Source organism: Pseudomonas sp. Pseusp16, assembly GCF_047324915.1.
Lineage (GTDB): Bacteria > Pseudomonadota > Gammaproteobacteria > Pseudomonadales > Pseudomonadaceae > Aquipseudomonas > Aquipseudomonas fluorescens_CD.
In genome coordinates this window covers 3,862,401-3,879,502 of record NZ_CP168522.1, presented here as the reverse complement: position 1 = coordinate 3,879,502, position 17,102 = coordinate 3,862,401, and the positions used below count along the sequence as shown (strand labels likewise).

Sequence of the window (17,102 nt, the reverse complement as noted above, 5' to 3'; positions counted from 1 at the left end):
CACGCAGTACCTGTGGGAGCGGGCTTGCTCGCGAAGGCGTAGTCACATCCAGCATTTGACGTGGCTGGCCCACCGCTTCCGCGAGCAAGCCCGCTCCCACAGGGTTAGGGGTCTGCGCTAACTCTGCCAAGCATCATTTTCTAACCCGGCTTTTAAACCTTTTGCCTTTTATGTGTTCTAGTTATCACTCGGCGGTTTGCGAAGCGGGTTTTGCGCCACTAAACTGCCATCACTGATTCCGAGTATGCACGTATGCGTATAGACGGCGTTTCCTCTCAGTCCTACCCCATCAAGCGCAAACCTCGCAAAGGCCGCGTGGTGGAAGACGACGCCATCGATATCGAAGGCGAGCTGGAATTCCCGACTGAAGAGCAACTGGCTGCCCGCGCCGCCAAAGCCTCTGCGCAAAAACTGAGCAATCTTCCCGCCCGTCAGCAAGACATGATTTACCACCGTGCCATGAGCAAAAGTGTGGCGACAGCCCTGGCCAGCTATCTGAGCACTGCCGGTTTCGTCGATTGGGAAGCGGATGTGCTGAGGCTCGACCTGTACATCTGATGGTGCTGCCTTATTACCTCGGTTGTCCGTCCTGGAGCGAGAACGCCTGGCGCGATTACCTGTATCCGCCCGACGCCAAAACCGCTGATTTTCTTGATCTCTATTGCCAGGTATTCAATGCCGTGGAAGGCAACACGACCTTCTACGCCAGCCCGGCTGCCGGCACCGTGCAGCGTTGGGCCGACACCATGCCCGAACATTTTCGTTTCACCGCCAAGTTTCCCGGCGAGATCAGCCACGGGGGCGACCTGCGCGAGCAGTTGACCGCCGCCGACACCTTCCTGCAATTGCTCAGCCCCCTCGGTGAACGGGTGTCGCCGCTGTGGTTGCAGTTGTCGAAAAGCTTCACACCCCAACGTTTGCCCGAACTGGCCGGATTTATCGATGCCCTGCAGCGGCCGCTGGCCGTTGAAGTGCGACATGATGACTTTTTCGCCAGGGGTGACAGCGAGCGAATGCTCAATCGCCTGCTGCTGGATCGCGGTGTCGAACGTATCTGTCTCGATCCCCGTGCGCTGTTCAGTTGCACGTCTACCGAGGCTTCGGTACTGCACGCCCAATCGAAGAAGCCCCGTGTGCCACCGCGCCCGGCGGCATTCACGCAGTTCCCGCAGGTGCGTTTTATCGGCCACCCGACGCTTGAGGCCAACGATACGTTTCTCGAGCCATGGGTCGAGAAAATCGCGCTATGGATCGAAGAAGGCCGTACGCCGTACATCTTCCTGCACACGGCCGACAACCTGCTGGCGGCGAAACTGGCGCAGCGTTTTCATGCCCGACTGATGCTGCGTTTGCCTGGCTTGCCGGCGCTGCCTGAGCTATACAGAGAACCCGTCGCCGAGCAACTTGGCCTGCTCTGAGGCGGATTCCTTCCCCTCTTCAGGAGCCTGCCCAATGGATGCGCAAACCCTTCGAGCCCAGGCGTTCAAAGCCCTTCATGAGCGCCCCGGCGTTTTTGTGATTCCCAATCCGTGGGATGCCGGTTCGGCGAAAATGCTTGCCAGCCTCGGCTTCGAGGCGCTGGCGACCACCAGTGCCGGCTATGCCTTTTCTCAGGGCCGTGCCGATGGCGGATTGACCCTGGACGATACCCTGTTGAACGTTCGGGCGATTGTCGCCGCCAGCGACTTGCCGGTTGCTGTCGACCTGGAAAACGGCTTTGCCGACAACCCCGCTGATTGCGCGAAAAGTATCCTGCGCGCAGCAGAGGCCGGAGCCGTCGGTGGTTCGATTGAAGATGCCACCGGCCGCGAAGAAGGCCCGATCTATTGTTTCGAACACGCCGTGGCGCGAATCGAGGCCTCTGTCGCGGCCGCTCGCAGTTTGCCGTTCCCCTTCACATTGACCGCCCGGGCCGAAAACTTCCTGCACGGCAATCCCGATCTGAACGACACCATCCGCCGCTTGCAGGCATTCGCCGAGGCCGGTGCCGACGTGCTTTACGCACCTGGTCTGCGCAGCGCCGAGGAGGTGTTGGCAGTGGTGCGTGCCGTGGCGCCAAAACCGGTGAATGTGTTGATGTCGGGCGGCTTGAAGCTGACTGTCGAGCAGTTGGGTGAAATGGGCGTCAAACGCATAAGCGTCGGTTCGGCGCTGGCACTGGCGGCGTATGGCGAATTCTTCCGCGCAGCCGAAGAAATCCGGTCCTCAGGAACGTTCGGTTTCACTTCGCGGTCGATGCCGTACCAGAAGGCCAATCAGTTCTTCAAAGGCTGAACATTGAGTGTGGCAGGGTGCTGAGGATCAGGCGGCGATGCGCAGGTTCTGCAGGATGATCGGGCGGGCCCAGCCATTGTCGAAATCGAGTTGTTTCTGCTGTTCCACCCGTTCTTCTGGCGAGAATGGCGGGAACGGCTTGTCGAGCAGGTCGAGTTCGAATTCGGCGATCGGCAGGTGCAGCGGACGTGGTTGCGGGGCAGGGCTGGCTTCTGGCAGCGGCTGACCGGCGTTCAGCACGATCGGGCGCACCCAGCCGCTTTCGAAGTCCTGTTGTTTTTGCTGGGCGACGATTTCATCCACCGGGAACGGTGGGCGTGGTTTGTCGGCCAGGTCCATTTCGAATTCGGCAATCGGCAGGAACAGCGGCTCGGGCGGGCGGATCGGGGTGTCCTGCACGTCGCATTCGCGCTGGGACACGATGTGTGCCAGCAGGTCGCTGCCAACGGTGGGTTCAACCGGGCTTTCGAGATCGACCGGTGGAAAGTTCAGCGATTGCGGCAGCACTTCACCCGACTGTTCGGCCAGCGCCCGGGCAAAGAAATCCTGCCAGATGTGGCTGACGCCGCTCAGTGCCTGGGTGTTTCGCAGGTTGTAGTCGCCGTAGGGCGAGATAAAACCTGTGATTGTGGGTTGAATGTCTGACATTTCTCTCGGTCGACGCTCAGCTCTGGCAAAATGCTCGATAGTTTTGTTATCGGCCGTTTTTGCCGATCATTAATTTTTTGAGCGTGTTTTCCGATGATTGATCAACCTGCGGCCTGCCGCATCCATGTCCAGGCCCTGGACGCGGCTTTCGAGCCACAAGCCGAGCAATGGGCCGAGCGCCTGGGCTTGCCGATGCAAGTGGCGGACGGCGAATTTGCCTTGCAGGTGGGTGACCAGGGTTTGCAGCTGCAACAGCTGGGGCCGGATGCGCCGGGGCCGGTGCGGGTGGACTTCGTCGAAGGCGGTGCGGCCCATCGCCGGTTGTACGGGGGTGGCAGCGGGCAGATGATCGCCAAGGCCGTCGGCGTCGCCCAAGGCGTGCGCCCGCGGGTGCTGGATGCCACGGCGGGGCTGGGCAAGGACGCGTTCGTGCTGGCCAGCCTCGGTTGCGAGATGAGCCTGATCGAGCGTCAGCCGCTGATTGGCGCCTTGCTGGAGGATGGCCTGGCCCGTGGTGCGGAAGATTTCGACGTGGCGCCGATCGTGGCGCGCATGCGCTTGCTCAAGGGCAATTCGATCGAGGTGATGCGCAACTGGGAGGGTGAACCACCGCAGGTGATCTACCTTGATCCGATGTTCCCGCACCGTGAGAAAACCGCGCTGGTGAAGAAGGAAATGCGTCTGTTCCGGCCGCTGGTCGGCGATGACCCGGATGCACCGGCATTGCTCGAAGCCGCGTTGGCCCTGGCCAGCCACCGGGTGGTGGTCAAGCGTCCGCGCAAGGCGCCGTGCATCGACGGGCCGAAGCCGAGCCATGCGCTGGATGGCAAGTCCAGTCGGTATGACATTTATCCGAAGAAGGCATTAAAGCCCTAAGACCGCAGCGCCTGCTTCGCGAGCAAGCCCGCTCCCACAAGGGGTCTTGTGATCACCATAGATCCAATGTGGAAGCGGGCTTGCTCGCGAAAGCGTCAGTACAATCACTGCAACTTCATCTGCCTCAGTCAGGCCGATAAGCCCGCATAAACAACCCCACCACTTCCCGTACATGGCTCTCCGCCGCCTCGCCAACCGGTGGCTCGCCGCAGCCATACAGCAAGCGGAAATTCCCGGCGCCCTTGAGCAGGCAGAAGAAGTGCTCGGCGGCGTTGTGCGGCTTGTCGATGCGCAGCACACCACTTTCATCGATCTTGCTCAGCAAGCGTTCCATGCCTTGCAGCATGCGCTGCGGCCCGGCCTCGAAGAATATTTGCGCGAGTTTCGGGTCCTGGCTGCCCAGGGTCATCATCAACCGGTGCAGGTTCACCGATTCATCACTGTTGATCAGTTGATGAAAACCGCGCGCGATATTCAGCAGCACGGTTTCCACTGCCACGCCTTCCGGCAATTCGAAGAACAGCGGGGGCAACTGCTCCTCGCACTTGGCCATCACGGCGGCGGAGAACAGTGTCTCCTTGTCGTTGAAGTGGCTATAGACCGTCAGCTTCGACACTCCGGCCTCGGCTGCGACAGCATCCATGCTGGTATTGGCATACCCCTTACTCAGAAACAGCACTTTCGCTGCATCGAGAATTGCCTGGCGCTTGACCAAGTCCTTGGGTCTGCCTGGGCCATTGGGTGCTGAAAGATTGTTTGGCATATTCGTTTTTATTACTGGACTGGTGAGTTTGCTATTAATAACATACTGCTCAGTATAATTATTCAAAGCACCATTAGCGAAAGGTCCTTCACCATGTTCCGCTATGCCTTGCCCCTCGCGTTGCCAGTCACCCTGGCTTTTTTATTGTCTGCGTGTGGTCACGAAGAGGCACCGCAAGTCAGCGTGCGCCCGGCCATGGTGGTCCAGCCAGAGCCCTCGGGGCAGTCCATGGAAAGCTATCCTGGTGAAGTTCGCGCGCGTTACGAGCCGGATCTGGCGTTCCGTATCGGCGGCAAAGTCAGCCGACGACTGGTCGAGGAAGGGCAGCGGGTCAAGGCCGATCAACCCTTGGCGGAGCTCGACCCCCAGGACGTGCGTCTGCAGCTGGAGGCCACCCGGGCCCAGGTTGCCGCCGCTGAAGCGAATCTGAACCTGGTGCGCTCCGAGCGTGATCGCTACAAGACCCTGATGGAGCGTCAACTGGTCAGTCGCTCGCAGTACGACAACGCCGAAAACCTCTACCGCTCCGGTGAAGCCCGCCTCAAGCAAATCAAAGCCGAATTCAACGTTTCCAATAACCAGGCCAGCTACGCCGTGTTGCGTGCGCCGCAGGACGGTGTCGTGGCCAAGCGTCTGGTGGAAGTCGGGCAAGTCGTGGCCGCCGGGCAAACCGTGTTCACCCTGGCCACCGATGGTGAGCGTGAAGTGTCGATCAGCCTGCCGGAGCAGAATTTCGGCCGTTTCAAGGTCGGTGAGCCGGTGTCGGTGGAGCTCTGGACTCAACCCGATCAGCGCTTCGAAGGGCGTATCCGTGAACTGTCGCCGGCGGCTGACCCCAAGTCGCGCACCTTTGCGGCGCGCATCGCGTTCAACGCCGGCAAGGTTCCTGTCGAGCTTGGCCAGAGTGCCCGAGTGTTCGTGCAGGCTGCCGACGCGATCCCTCTGTCCGTTCCGCTCTCAGCGCTGACGGCCGAAAACGGCGTGACCTATGTCTGGGTCGTCAGCGCCAACAACACCTTGAAGAAGACTCCGGTGCGCGTTGGTGCCTTCGGCGAGAAAAGCGTACCGGTGCTTGAAGGGCTCAACGCCAGCGACTGGGTGGTGGCTGCTGGTGTTCATGTGCTTCTCGAAGGGCAGCAGGTACGCCCGGTGGATCGTTCGAACCGCGTGGTCAATCTGGCAAACAAGGAGTAAGCCCCGATGCGCTTCAACGTTTCCGAATGGGCGCTGCGTAATCGCCAGATCGTCCTGTTCCTGATGCTGTTGCTGGCCATTGTCGGCGCACTTTCCTACACCAAGCTCGGCCAGAGCGAAGACCCGCCGTTCACCTTCAAGGCCATGGTGATTCGCACCAACTGGCCGGGAGCGACCGCTCAGGAAGTCTCGCGCCAGGTCACCGAACGCATCGAAAAGAAACTGATGGAAACCGGCGAGTACGAGCGCATCGTGTCGTTCTCCCGACCAGGCGAATCCCAGGTGACCTTCATCGCCCGCGACTCCATGCACTCGGTGGAGATCCCGGAGCTCTGGTATCAGGTACGCAAGAAGATCAGTGATATCCGTCATACCCTGCCGCCGGGAATTCAGGGGCCGTTCTTCAACGATGAATTCGGCACCACGTTCGGCAATATCTACGCCCTGACCGGCGAGGGTTTCGACTACGCGGTGCTCAAGGATTACGCGGACCGCATCCAGATCCAGCTGCAACGGGTCAAGGATGTGGGCAAGGTCGAGCTGCTGGGATTGCAGGACGAGAAAATCTGGATCGAGCTCTCCAACGTCAAGCTCGCCACGCTCGGTTTGCCGCTGGCTGCCGTCCAGCAAGCCCTTGAAGAACAGAACGCGGTGTCCACGGCAGGCTTCTTCGAAACCAGCAGCGAACGATTGCAGCTACGGGTGACAGGGAATTTTCAGACGGTCGACGAGATCAAGAACTTCCCGATCCGCGTCGCTGATCGTACCTTCCGCATTTCCGATGTGGCCGACGTGCGGCGTGGTTTCAATGACCCACCGGCGCCGCGCATGCGCTTCATGGCGCAGGACGCCATCGGCCTGGCGGTGGCGATGAAGGACGGCGGTGACATCCTGGTGCTGGGCAAGGCGCTGGAAATCGAATTCGCCCGCATTCAGAAAAACCTCCCGGCCGGCATGCAGCTGCGCAAGGTCTCCGACCAACCGGCTGCGGTAAAAACCGGTGTTGGCGAGTTTGTGCAAGTGCTGGTCGAGGCGCTTGCCATTGTGTTGCTGGTGAGCTTCTTCTCCCTCGGCGTGCGTACCGGCATGGTGGTGGCCCTGGCGATTCCGCTGGTGTTGGCGATGACCTTCGCCTGCATGTATTACCTGGGCATCGGCCTGCACAAGATCTCCCTCGGCGCGCTGGTACTGGCGTTGGGCTTGCTGGTGGACGACGCGATCATCGCCGTGGAAATGATGGCGATCAAAATGGAGCAGGGCTTCGACCGGGTCAAAGCGGCGAGTTATGCCTGGACCAGTACTGCGTTCCCAATGCTCACCGGTACGCTGATCACCGCGGCCGGCTTCCTGCCGATTGCCACGGCGCAATCGGGCACTGGCGAATACACCCGTTCGATCTTCGAGGTGGTCACCATCGCGCTGCTGGCGTCGTGGGTCGCCGCCGTGGTCTTCGTGCCGTACCTCGGGGAAAAACTCCTGCCGGACCTGGCGAAAATTCATGCAGCCAAGCACGGTGCCGGCCAGCCCGATCCGTATGGCACGCCGTTTTATCAGCGCGTCCGGCGTCTGGTGGAGTGGTGCGTGCGCTGGCGCAAGACCGTGATCGTGGCGACCGTGCTGTTGTTTATCGCCTCCATCGTGCTGTTCCGTTTTGTGCCGCAGCAGTTCTTCCCGGCATCGGGTCGCCTGGAGTTGATGGTCGATCTGAAACTGGCCGAAGGCGCTTCGCTGAGCAACACCGCCGACGAGGTCAAACGCCTCGAAGCGCTGCTCAAGGACAAGGCGGGGATCGACAATTACGTGGCCTACGTCGGCACCGGCTCGCCGCGTTTCTACCTGCCGCTGGATCAGCAACTGCCGGCGGCGAGCTTCGCTCAGTTTGTCGTCCTGGCGAAAACCATCGAGGAACGCGAAGCCCTGCGTACCTGGTTGATTGCAACGCTCAATGAACAATTCCCCGCTCTGCGCTCGCGGGTCACGCGTCTGGAAAACGGTCCGCCGGTTGGCTATCCGGTGCAGTTCCGCGTGACCGGGGAGCACATCGAGGAGGTGCGGGCGCTGGCACGCAAAGTCGCGGCCAAGGTTCGCGAGAACCCGCATGTGGTCAACGTCCACCTGGATTGGGAAGAGCCGAGCAAGGTGGTGTACCTGAACATCGATCAGGACCGCGCGCGGGCGCTGGGCGTGAGCACGGCGAACCTGTCGAGGTTCCTGCAAAGCTCCCTGACCGGTTCCAGCGTCAGCCAGTACCGTGAAGACAACGAGTTGATCGAGATCCTGTTGCGCGGCACCGTGCATGAACGCACCGAGTTGTCATTGCTGCCGAGCCTGGCGGTGCCGACCGATAACGGTCGCAGCGTCGCGCTGTCGCAGATCGCGACCCTGGAATACGGCTTCGAAGAGGGCATCATCTGGCACCGCAACCGTCTGCCCAACGTGACGGTTCGTGCCGACATCTATGGCAAGGAGCAACCGGCGACGCTGGTGCAGCAGATCATGCCGACCCTCGATCCGATCCGCGCCGAATTGCCCGACGGCTACTTGCTGGATGTCGGCGGTACGGTGGAAGACTCTGCGCGCGGACAGAACTCGGTGAAGGCCGGCGTGCCGTTGTTCATCGTGGTGGTGCTGACCTTGCTGATGCTGCAACTGCGAAGTTTCTCGCGCACGGCGATGGTGTTTCTGACGGCGCCGTTGGGGTTGATCGGGGTGACGTTGTTCCTGCTGGTGTTCCGTCAGCCGTTCGGTTTCGTGGCCATGCTGGGGACCATCGCCTTGTCCGGGATGATCATGCGTAACTCGGTGATTCTGGTGGATCAGATCGAGCAGGATATCGCGGCGGGGCTCAAGCCTTGGCAGGCGATCATCGAGGCGACGGTGCGGCGGTTCCGGCCGATTGTGTTGACGGCGCTCGCGGCGGTGTTGGCGATGATTCCGCTCTCGCGCAGTGTGTTCTTTGGGCCGATGGCGGTGGCGATCATGGGGGGGTTGATTGTTGCCACGGCGTTGACGCTTTTGTTTTTGCCCGCCCTTTATGCCGCTTGGTTTCGGGTTCGCAAAGAGTCGGTTTGAGGGGTTGACCTTGGCGGCCTTCGGGCCGACCAGGCTGTTTTTTGATGGTGTACATATCCGTTCCTGCGGTAACGGCGGCTGGCGGTTTCGCCCTTACGGCGAGTCACTTTTAACAAGCGCCTTAAAAGTAACCAAAAGCGCTCGCCCCTTGCGTACGGCCCCTCGCTAAGGCTCGGGGTTCCTTCGCTCCGGTATTCATCCGGGGGCATTGCCCTCCGGTTGGCTTCGCTGCACCTACATGCAATGTGTTCGACTGCGTCGAACGGCGCTGCGCGCCAGTCCCCGGATGAACACCTCCACTCAGCCTCCCGAGGGGGCGGGTGGATCAAGATCAAGAGCTGCAGGCGAGCTAACGCTCGGCCTGATGAGTGGTGAAGAGCATGGGTGTACGCCGATCAACTGTAGGAGCTGGCTTGCCAGCGAAGGCGGCCTGCCAGCCGACCAATCTCTTGCAGGCATACCCGGATCAACTGTGGGAGCGGGCTTGCCCGCGAAGGCGGCCTGACAGCCAACCAATCCCTCACAGATGTACCCAAACCCCTGTAGGAGCTGGCTTGCCAGCGATGGCGGCCTGTCAGCCAACCCATTCCTCACAGATGTACCCAGCCCAATTGTGGGAGCGAGCCTGCTCGCGATGACGGACTTACAGTCAACATTGTTTATCGCCCAAGCCATTCATTCAGACCATTCCCACAAGATTTTCAGCTTGCTCGTCGGAAGCCCGATCTCTAGCCTTTGCTCGTCGCTGTCAATTCAGCGACCGGGACTGCAAGCCCGCCAATAGTTTGTTAGGCGCCCACTGGCGCACCTATAATCGTGGCGCTTTTTTAGCGACCACCGATTTATGGTGGCTGTGTGCGGGAGATCTTCGGATCTGCCGAGGTTGCCTAACGACTCGGTCTTGCAGACCTGCACACAGCTGCCACCCATCATCTGCAAGTGATGCTGGCTGCTCCAACTTTCGTTAGGAGCTTCACAATGATCAAACCCAGCCCAAACCCCCCGGCTTTAGAAACTGCAGAACATATCGGCGCTTCAAGTCGCCCCTGCCCAATTTTCACCATCCGCCCAGACGTCGATTCCGAAACCTTGCTGGTCCACGCCTACGAAACCCTCGCCTCAGCGAATGTAATGGCAACCGAACTGTCGTCCATCCTGACCGGCCCGACCTGCAATCTGGCACTCGGTATTCAGCAGATGATCGTCCTGGCGCAGTTATCAGTGAATCGCGTCCTCGACCAGCTGGATCCGCAGCAATAGCCAAAGGAAGAAGCCGGCTGAACCTTTGCCAACCAGCGGGCTTTCATTGTTCCTACATCTATCTCGGACCCGTCTGATATTGAGGCTGAAAAACTCAGGTGTTGTACTCGGAGTCCGGTTTTACGCATGTTTGAGACAGCGCCATGAAAAATCCACCTACGTTGAGGGGGCGGTCCGATCCGGTGTTTGATCGGCTGTTGCGATCGCCCCACAAGGAACGCCTTTCGCAATACCTCGCCTTGCTCAAGCCTCTGGACGATCAGGGGCGTTACCTGCCGTTCGATTCATTGCGCTACCGCTGGGCACCCGGGCTGGATTCGAACCTGTGCTGGGCCTTGGTCAAGAAAGCGCGGACTGCACAGTATTCGAGCCTTTTGCCATTGGGTGAACCCGCGTGCTGGCTGAAATTCATGCTGACGCCGCAGGCGCAAAAAGCCATTTCCGTAGTGGATCGTCAGGCGACGACCGCAGTGCTGGAATACATGACCGGCCAGATTGGCGAGCGCGCTCATTTCAGCTTTTTGCTCAATGATCTGATCGAAGACGAAGCCATCAGCAGCAGTCAGCTTGAAGGTGCGGCCACCACGACGCGGGTGGCCAAGGACATGCTCAAGCGCCATCGCACGCCGCGCACGCCGGATGAGCGAATGGTCATCGGTAACTTCAAGATGATGAACTTCGCCTGGGAGCAGCGTTACGAGCCACTGAGCGTCGAGCTGATTGCAGCCATGCATCGGGTTGGCGTCGAGGGTATTGACGATTTGCAGTATTCGCCCGGGGTCTTCAGGATCAACGATGACGTCGTAGTCCAGGATGGCGAGGGCAACACCGTGCATTCGCCACCGCCTGCAACAGGGCTTGTGTCCCGCTTGCAGTTGCTGGCCAAGTGGATCAACCAACCCCAAAACAACCCTCATCAAGCGAACTACCTTCATCCATTGATCAAAGCCATCGCGCTGCATTTTGTCCTGGGTTACGAGCATCCTTTTCGCGACGGCAACGGTCGGGTAGCGCGCGCGTTGTTTTACTGGTTCATGTTCAAAAATGACTTCTCGGCGTTTCGCTACATCGCCATCAGTGTTTTGTTGCGCAATGCGCCGTTGAAGTACGGGCGGTCGTATTTGAATACCGAGGCGGACGACCTGGATCTGACGTACTTCATCGATTTCCAGTGTTCGGTGGTGTTGCGGGCTGTGGGCAGTTTTACCGAGGCGTATCGGAAAAGTCTGGACGATGTGCAGCAATTTGATTGCTGGTTGCGTGAAAGTGGTTTTCTCGACCAGCTCACGGAGAAACAGCGGGCGTTGTTTCAAGTGGCCAGGAGCGGAATGGCCAAGGAGTTCACGGCGGTCAACGTGAAGGCGAATCTGGGTTGTTCCTACAACACAGCGTCAGCCACGCTAAATGGGCTGGTCGCGTTGAAGTTGTTCGAGAAACGCAAGATGGGGCGCCAGTGGGTGTTCTTTCTAAGACCCGTATCAGCGGCCTGAACTTCTGTGGGAGCAAGCCTGCTCCCACAGGTTTTGTATCGCGGCTCAGAGCGTACCAAACACCTTCTTCGCCAAACTGGTCGCCGCAGCTGCCGGGTTCTGGCGGATGGTTTCTTCCTGTTTGCCGATCATTTCGAACAAGCCGTTCAACGCCTGCTCGGTGACGTAGTTTTCGACGTTGGCGTTTTTCGCATCCACTACGCCCATGGTCGCCGCTTGCCCGGCGAACGAGTTGTATTGCTGGGCCAGGCCAACCTGGTCGGTGGCTTTCTTGACGATGGGCAGGAACTTGGCGCGGATCTGTTCGCGGCTGGTCTTGTTCAGGTATTGCGTGGCCGAGTCGTTGCCGCCGCTGAGGATGCCCTTGGCATCTTCCACGGTCATTTTCTTCACGGCATCGACGAGGATCGGCTGGGCCTGGGTGACGGCGGTTTCCGCCGCTTTGTTCATGCTGGCTTCCAGCTCGTCGACCTGATCGCCCATGCCGAACTGTTTCATCTTGCTCGCGACTTTGCCCAGTTTGCCCGGCAGTTCGATTTTCACGTCCGGGTTGTTGCTGAAGCCGCCCGGGGTGCCGAGTTGTTTTACGGCCAGTTGCGCACCTTGGGTCAGGGCGTCCTTGAGGCCGCCGGTGGCGTCTGTCTGCGACAGGTCGCTGAGGGACAGTGCGAGTGCACTCGCGGAAATCATCAGGCCTGCGCACAGGCCGGCAAAGCGAAGGGTAGGGCGGAACATGGCAGCTTCCTTGTTAGAAAATGAATTAGCGAACGGCGTCGACGCGGATTTTCAGTGGCTGCGGATCGCTGCCATCAAGCTGTACAGCGTGGTGTTCGGTGGTGATGAACAGCAACTTGCCGTCAACTTCGATGCGCGCGCTCACCGAGTAGCGATGACCCGGCTTGACCTGGGCGGGATCGTAACTCAGATGGAATGGCAGAGGCACCTGTCCTGTGATCTGGCCCTTCTGTTCGTCAAGGATCAAGGCTGGCGCGTCGGCCACCGATACATCCTGCAAGCTGACACTCAGCGTGGCAGTGGGTGGCAGCGCAATGCGTTGCAAGTAAAAAACTTCACCATCGAGTGATATTTCAGGCGCGGGCGAAGGCGTTTGGCAGGCTGTCAGCAAGGCAAGCGAGGCGAGCAGAGTCAATTTTTTCAAAAGTATTTCCGTGTAGAAAGCGCCAGTAGAGTACTGGCGCCTGTGCGACGACGTAAGCGGCGTTTACGCTTAGCGTCGATCTGTACGTTGAATTCAGCCACCGAAAACCGGGGGCTGAACAATTTCAGGCATTAGTATCAATTTCGCCGGTTTAAGACCCAGCGACAGTCGGTGCTGACCATGGCTCTCGAATGAGCCGGTCAGTGCGTAAAGTTGGCCAGGCTTGATCATGGACGGGTCATATTTCACGTAGATGGGGGTGATTTGCGCGGTCAGGCCTACACCCTCACTAATAGTGATCTCAGCCTGGTCATCAGTAGTCATTTCAATCAACTTAACTAACAGCTTTGAGTCAGCAGGGTAACCAATTCGGGGCATCCAGGACTTTTCCACAGCGATGTAGCCCACAGGGCTCAAGTGAATGTCCGTATCGTGATCGCCTCCCGCCCACCAGAAATTTTGCTCCAGATCCAGGAGCAGTGCGGTCCCTTGATGGGAGATTTTTACATTGATGGAGAAGCGGCTTCCGATTTTGTTCAACTCAGAATCGACCATAACCGGGAAGCTGATCGGACGCGTCGATGGAAGTTGGTTGCTCCCCCACCGGCTGTGAAGTCTGGGCGCATCCCTGTTGGTAATGTCTTGTACTCGAATGCTTATTTCGCAGGCCTCCGGTAGTTCAAAGTCTGGAGGAAAGCGCAGGAAGGTATTGATTGTATGTTGGGGCATGATGATTTCCTTATCAATGGACTCGTTGGAAATGACGAGCGCTGAGCTTATCTCCCGAGTATTCGAGCGTTATGTAGGAGGCGTTCGCTAGACGAAAGCGAATTGATGACGGGAAGGGTCAGCAAGCGTCCTTGCTTCTGACATTTCAATGGGTCATGCCCGCTCGACAAGGTCGGCCGCATCCTCACTGCGATGCAACGCCACCTGGCGGATCGACAATCGAATCTCCGCCGGCAACACCCGCTTGGCCGCGCCTTCGGCCAGTTCGCCGAGCAGTTCGTGATAGCCCAGCTTGCCGGCCTCGTCGCGCTTGAGCACCTCGAGGTCGAGCAGGGTCTGGATGAAGTGGCGGAACAGGCTCTTGTCGAAGAATTCCGGGGCGTTCAGGCCATGCAGGATCGACAGGCGCTGGGCCATGACCGTGCACAGGTCTTCCAGCTCTTCGGCGCTGATGCTGTTCTGGCCGCTGTTGAGCAGCAGGGACACGGTCATGTAGAAGCGCTGCAGGGTCTGGGCGATGCTTTTCGACAGCAGCGTCAGCAGCACGAAATGCCGTGAGCTTGGCGCCGGGCGCAGGTACACGGCGTTCTCGAAACGCAGCAGGCCTTGTTCGACGAACGCTTCCAGCCACTGGCCGATCACCGCATCCAGTTCGTCGAGCGTCCAGCGGATGAACAGCTCCGCTTGCAGGTACGGATACAACGCATGGGTGTAGCGCAGGATCTGTTCGCGGTTCATGCGCGAGGCGCTCTGGAAGAAGCTCGCCAGCAACGCCGGCAGCGCGAAGATGTGCAGCACGTTGTTGCGGTAGTAGGTCATCAGGACCGCGTTCTGCTCGTCCAGATACAGAATCTTGCCAAGGGCGTCGCTCTGCTCGGACAGCAGGTCCATGTCCTTCACGTGCTTGATCAACGCTCGGCCATCACCGTCCGGCAGGGTGGTGTGCGGCGAGTACGGAACCTTGCGCAACAGCGCCAGATACAAGTCGAGGACCCGCGCCATGGCGCGATCGTCCAGTGCCAGACGGCTGGTGGACAGCAGCGCCAGCGCCACCAGGTTGACCGGGTTGATCGCTGCTGCCTCGTTCAGATGCTGCGCGACTTTCTCGCCGAGACGGTTGGTGGTTTCGTTGAGCCAGGCAGGTCTGAATTGCGGGCCGAGTTCCTGTTTGCGCCAGTCGGGCTGTTCGCTGTCGAGGAATTCCGCCAGTTTGATCGGCTCGCCGAAGTTCACCGCCACCTGGCCGAAGCGCTGCTTGAGGGCGCCGATGACTTTGAAGATGTCGAAGATCGACTCTTTCTTCTTGCTCGCGCCGCGCAGTTCGCCGAGGTAGGTGCGGCCTTCCAGCACGCGCTCGTAACCGATGTACACCGGCACGAAGACGATGGGCATGCGCGACGAACGCAGGAAGCTGCGCAGGGTGATCGCCAGCATTCCGGTCTTCGGTTGCAGCATGCGCCCGGTGCGCGAACGGCCGCCTTCGACGAAGTACTCCACCGGGAAGCCTTTGGTGAACAGCGTGTGCAGGTATTCGTTGAACACCGAGGTGTACAGCGGGTTGCCCTTGAACGTGCGACGCATGAAGAACGCACCGCCGCGACGCAGCAGGCCGCCGATCCCCGGCATGTTGAGGTTGATCCCGGCGGCGATGTGCGGCGGGGTCAGGCCATTGCGGAACAGCAGGTAGGACAGCAGCAGGTAGTCGATGTGGCTGCGGTGGCAGGGCACGTAGATCACTTCGTAACCCGGGGCGACCTTCTGCACGCCTTCGATGTTGTTGACCTTGATACCGTCGTAGATCTTGTTCCAGAACCAGCTCAGCACCACTTCCATGAAGCGGATCGCGGTGTAGGTGTAGTCCGAGGCGATCTCGTTGCCGTAGCGCAGGGCCTGGGCCTTGGCTTTTTCCGGGGAGATGTTTTCGCGCTCGGCTTCGTCGAGGATCGCTTGCTTGACCAGCGGCTGGTTGAGCAGGCCCTTGACCAGGTTGCGCCGGTGGGAAATGTCCGGGCCGATCACCGCGGCCTTCAGGTTGCGAAAGTGCACCCGCAGGATGCGTTGGGCCATGCGCACGGTGCGCTCGTGGCCCTTGTCGTGCTCGATCAGTTCGCGCAGGTGGATCGGCGCGGAGAACTGCACGCGGGTCTTGCGTCCCAGCACGATGATGCTCAGCAGGCGACGCAGGCGCCCGGTCACCGCCCAGCTATCGGCGAACAGGAGTTTCCATGGGCTGTTTTCGCTGTCCGGCGACTGGCCCCAGAACACGCTGACCGGAATGATCTGCGCATCTTCGGCGGCGTTCTGGCTCAGGGCGCTGACCAGGCGGGTCAACGTCGGCGGCGCGCCGCGCTTGTCCTGGCGGCCGAGCCAGTCCGGGTCCGGCGTCAGGTAGAAGAACGCGGCAGGTTCCAGCAGGTTGCCCGCCGATACCGGCAGCACCGGGCGTGGCAGACCGGCCTTGCTGCACTCGGTGTCGACCACGGCGAGGTCGGTCAGCGAAGGGTTTTGCAGGACGTAGAACACCGGACGACTGCGGTCGAGGTTAAGGGTGAACGACGACTGGTTGATCGTCTCCGAGCGAACCCAGAGGTACAACAGTCGGCGCAGGGTGCCAAACACAAGACGGCGGAACGGGGAACGGGTCATACGGCTTCTGCGTGAGTGAATAGAACCAAGCGTTTGCTCGGGAGGCCGATAGTGTGCCGGATTCGTCGAAAATCGGCAAAAAAGCGCGTAAGTAAACTCTTGTTGAGAGTTTTAGCGTCTGTCATATACTCGGCGCACTGTCGCCGTTGCCCTCATGGGACCGGTATGCGCAGGCTGACGTTCCCGAGGCTTTCCTGCGAAAAGCCCGATCAATAATAAAAAGGGAGTATGAACAAATGGCAACACGCGAAACCGGCAACGTGAAGTGGTTCAACGACGCCAAGGGCTACGGTTTCATTCAGCGCGAAGACGGGGTGGACGTGTTCGTGCATTACCGCACGATTCGTGGCGAAGGCCACCGTTCGCTGACTGAAGGCCAGCAGGTCGAGTACGCGGTGGTGCAAGGGGAGAAGGGCTTGCAGGCTGAGGATGTGGTGGGGCTGTAAACCCACTCCTCGGTTCACCCAAAAACCACTGTAGGAGCGAGCTTGCTCGCGAAGAACTCAAGGACGCCGCGCTTTCCCGGAGTTGGCGCGTTATCGTTGACAACCATCGCGAGCAAGCTCGCTCCTACAGGGGGCGGTGTTCAGGCTTCAGGCCGTCTTCCAGGTGATTTCTTCTTCACCGTCGGCGCTGATGCGAATCCAGCGATCAGCCGTCTCTTCACCTTCCTCCTCGACCCAGCTACCCGGTGCGCAGCGCACTTCGACGTTGAGCGCGGCAAAGGCCGCGCGGGCGCAGGCGATGTCGTCGTCCCATGGGGTCTGGTCGCTTTCCAGGTACAGGCTGTTCCACTTGCCGACCGCTTTTGGCAGCCAGGTCACGGGCACGTTGCCGGCCTTGCACTTGTAGGTCTGGCCTTTCTGCACCCAGTCGGTGCAGGGGCCCAATGCCGTGCCGAGCCAGGCCGAGATGGCCTTGTGGTCGACGTCGGCGTCTTTCAGGTAAATCTCGATATCGGGCTGGCGCATGGATGTCCTCACTGCGGGTC

General features: G+C 59.8%; 16 protein-coding genes. 9 read left to right on the top strand and 7 right to left on the bottom strand.

Annotation, left to right across the window (positions count from 1 at the left end):
* Positions 1-252: 252 nt before the first annotated feature.
* Genes ACEN8Q_RS17755 through ACEN8Q_RS17745 form a run of 3 tightly spaced genes read left to right on the top strand, consistent with a single transcriptional unit; the run spans position 253 to position 2,274 of the window.
* The gene (locus ACEN8Q_RS17755) at positions 253-558 is read left to right on the top strand and encodes a hypothetical protein (protein WP_413428709.1); all 306 of its coding nucleotides are present in this window, start codon (positions 253-255) and stop codon (positions 556-558) included.
* Positions 558-1,418 carry a DUF72 domain-containing protein gene (locus tag ACEN8Q_RS17750; protein WP_413428708.1) on the top strand — a complete coding sequence of 287 codons (861 nt, stop codon included), beginning with the start codon at positions 558-560 and terminating at the stop codon, positions 1,416-1,418. The genes ACEN8Q_RS17755 and ACEN8Q_RS17750 overlap by 1 nt, the downstream gene beginning before the upstream one ends.
* A gap of 34 nt (positions 1,419-1,452) precedes the next feature.
* A complete protein-coding gene (locus tag ACEN8Q_RS17745) occupies positions 1,453-2,274 on the top strand; it encodes an isocitrate lyase/PEP mutase family protein (RefSeq protein ID WP_413428707.1) in 822 nt (273 codons plus the stop codon).
* A 27-nt stretch (positions 2,275-2,301) separates the two neighbouring features.
* Here the strand turns inward: ACEN8Q_RS17745 and ACEN8Q_RS17740 are convergent, their stop codons facing one another.
* Positions 2,302-2,922 (bottom strand): energy transducer TonB, encoded by a 621-nt coding sequence (locus ACEN8Q_RS17740; RefSeq protein ID WP_413428706.1) that lies wholly within the window; start codon positions 2,920-2,922, stop codon positions 2,302-2,304.
* Between the two features lie 93 nt (positions 2,923-3,015).
* Between ACEN8Q_RS17740 and ACEN8Q_RS17735 the strand changes: the two genes are divergently transcribed.
* Positions 3,016-3,798 carry a class I SAM-dependent methyltransferase gene (locus tag ACEN8Q_RS17735; protein WP_007995774.1) on the top strand — a complete coding sequence of 261 codons (783 nt, stop codon included), beginning with the start codon at positions 3,016-3,018 and terminating at the stop codon, positions 3,796-3,798.
* A 124-nt stretch (positions 3,799-3,922) separates the two neighbouring features.
* Here the strand turns inward: ACEN8Q_RS17735 and ACEN8Q_RS17730 are convergent, their stop codons facing one another.
* The gene (locus ACEN8Q_RS17730; protein ID WP_413426531.1) at positions 3,923-4,561 is read right to left on the bottom strand and encodes a TetR/AcrR family transcriptional regulator; all 639 of its coding nucleotides are present in this window, start codon (positions 4,559-4,561) and stop codon (positions 3,923-3,925) included.
* Positions 4,562-4,654: 93 nt separating this feature from the next.
* Between ACEN8Q_RS17730 and ACEN8Q_RS17725 the strand changes: the two genes are divergently transcribed.
* From ACEN8Q_RS17725 to ACEN8Q_RS17710, 4 genes are all read left to right on the top strand, one after another.
* Positions 4,655-5,755, top strand: coding sequence for an efflux RND transporter periplasmic adaptor subunit (locus ACEN8Q_RS17725; RefSeq protein WP_413426533.1), 1,101 nt, complete (start codon positions 4,655-4,657; stop codon positions 5,753-5,755).
* Positions 5,756-5,761: 6 nt separating this feature from the next.
* The gene (locus ACEN8Q_RS17720; protein ID WP_111281321.1) at positions 5,762-8,827 is read left to right on the top strand and encodes an efflux RND transporter permease subunit; all 3,066 of its coding nucleotides are present in this window, start codon (positions 5,762-5,764) and stop codon (positions 8,825-8,827) included.
* A 978-nt stretch (positions 8,828-9,805) separates the two neighbouring features.
* Positions 9,806-10,087 (top strand): DUF6124 family protein, encoded by a 282-nt coding sequence (locus tag ACEN8Q_RS17715; protein ID WP_413703497.1) that lies wholly within the window; start codon positions 9,806-9,808, stop codon positions 10,085-10,087.
* 143 nt (positions 10,088-10,230) lie between these two features.
* On the top strand, positions 10,231-11,577 hold the full coding sequence (locus ACEN8Q_RS17710) for a Fic family protein (RefSeq protein WP_413703496.1): 1,347 nt from the start codon (positions 10,231-10,233) through the stop codon (positions 11,575-11,577).
* Between the two features lie 45 nt (positions 11,578-11,622).
* Here ACEN8Q_RS17710 and ACEN8Q_RS17705 read toward each other — a convergent pair whose 3' ends face one another.
* From ACEN8Q_RS17705 to plsB, 4 genes are all read right to left on the bottom strand, one after another.
* The gene (locus ACEN8Q_RS17705) at positions 11,623-12,312 is read right to left on the bottom strand and encodes a DUF4197 domain-containing protein (RefSeq protein ID WP_413703495.1); all 690 of its coding nucleotides are present in this window, start codon (positions 12,310-12,312) and stop codon (positions 11,623-11,625) included.
* Positions 12,313-12,337: 25 nt separating this feature from the next.
* The gene (locus ACEN8Q_RS17700) at positions 12,338-12,736 is read right to left on the bottom strand and encodes a YbaY family lipoprotein (RefSeq protein ID WP_413703494.1); all 399 of its coding nucleotides are present in this window, start codon (positions 12,734-12,736) and stop codon (positions 12,338-12,340) included.
* Between the two features lie 93 nt (positions 12,737-12,829).
* Positions 12,830-13,465, bottom strand: a complete 636-nt coding sequence (locus ACEN8Q_RS17695; protein WP_413703493.1) for a hypothetical protein — start codon at positions 13,463-13,465, stop codon at positions 12,830-12,832.
* Positions 13,466-13,618: 153 nt separating this feature from the next.
* Positions 13,619-16,111 carry a glycerol-3-phosphate 1-O-acyltransferase PlsB gene (gene plsB / locus ACEN8Q_RS17690; protein WP_413703492.1) on the bottom strand — a complete coding sequence of 831 codons (2,493 nt, stop codon included), beginning with the start codon at positions 16,109-16,111 and terminating at the stop codon, positions 13,619-13,621.
* Positions 16,112-16,347: 236 nt separating this feature from the next.
* On the opposite strand from plsB, the gene ACEN8Q_RS17685 reads away from it, so the two are divergent.
* On the top strand, positions 16,348-16,557 hold the full coding sequence (locus tag ACEN8Q_RS17685; protein ID WP_413426542.1) for a cold-shock protein: 210 nt from the start codon (positions 16,348-16,350) through the stop codon (positions 16,555-16,557).
* Between the two features lie 147 nt (positions 16,558-16,704).
* On the opposite strand, the gene ACEN8Q_RS17680 is transcribed toward ACEN8Q_RS17685, so the two are convergent.
* Entirely contained in the window at positions 16,705-17,082 is a 378-nt protein-coding gene (locus ACEN8Q_RS17680) for a hypothetical protein (protein WP_046816499.1), read from the bottom strand.
* Positions 17,083-17,102 lie beyond the last annotated feature (20 nt).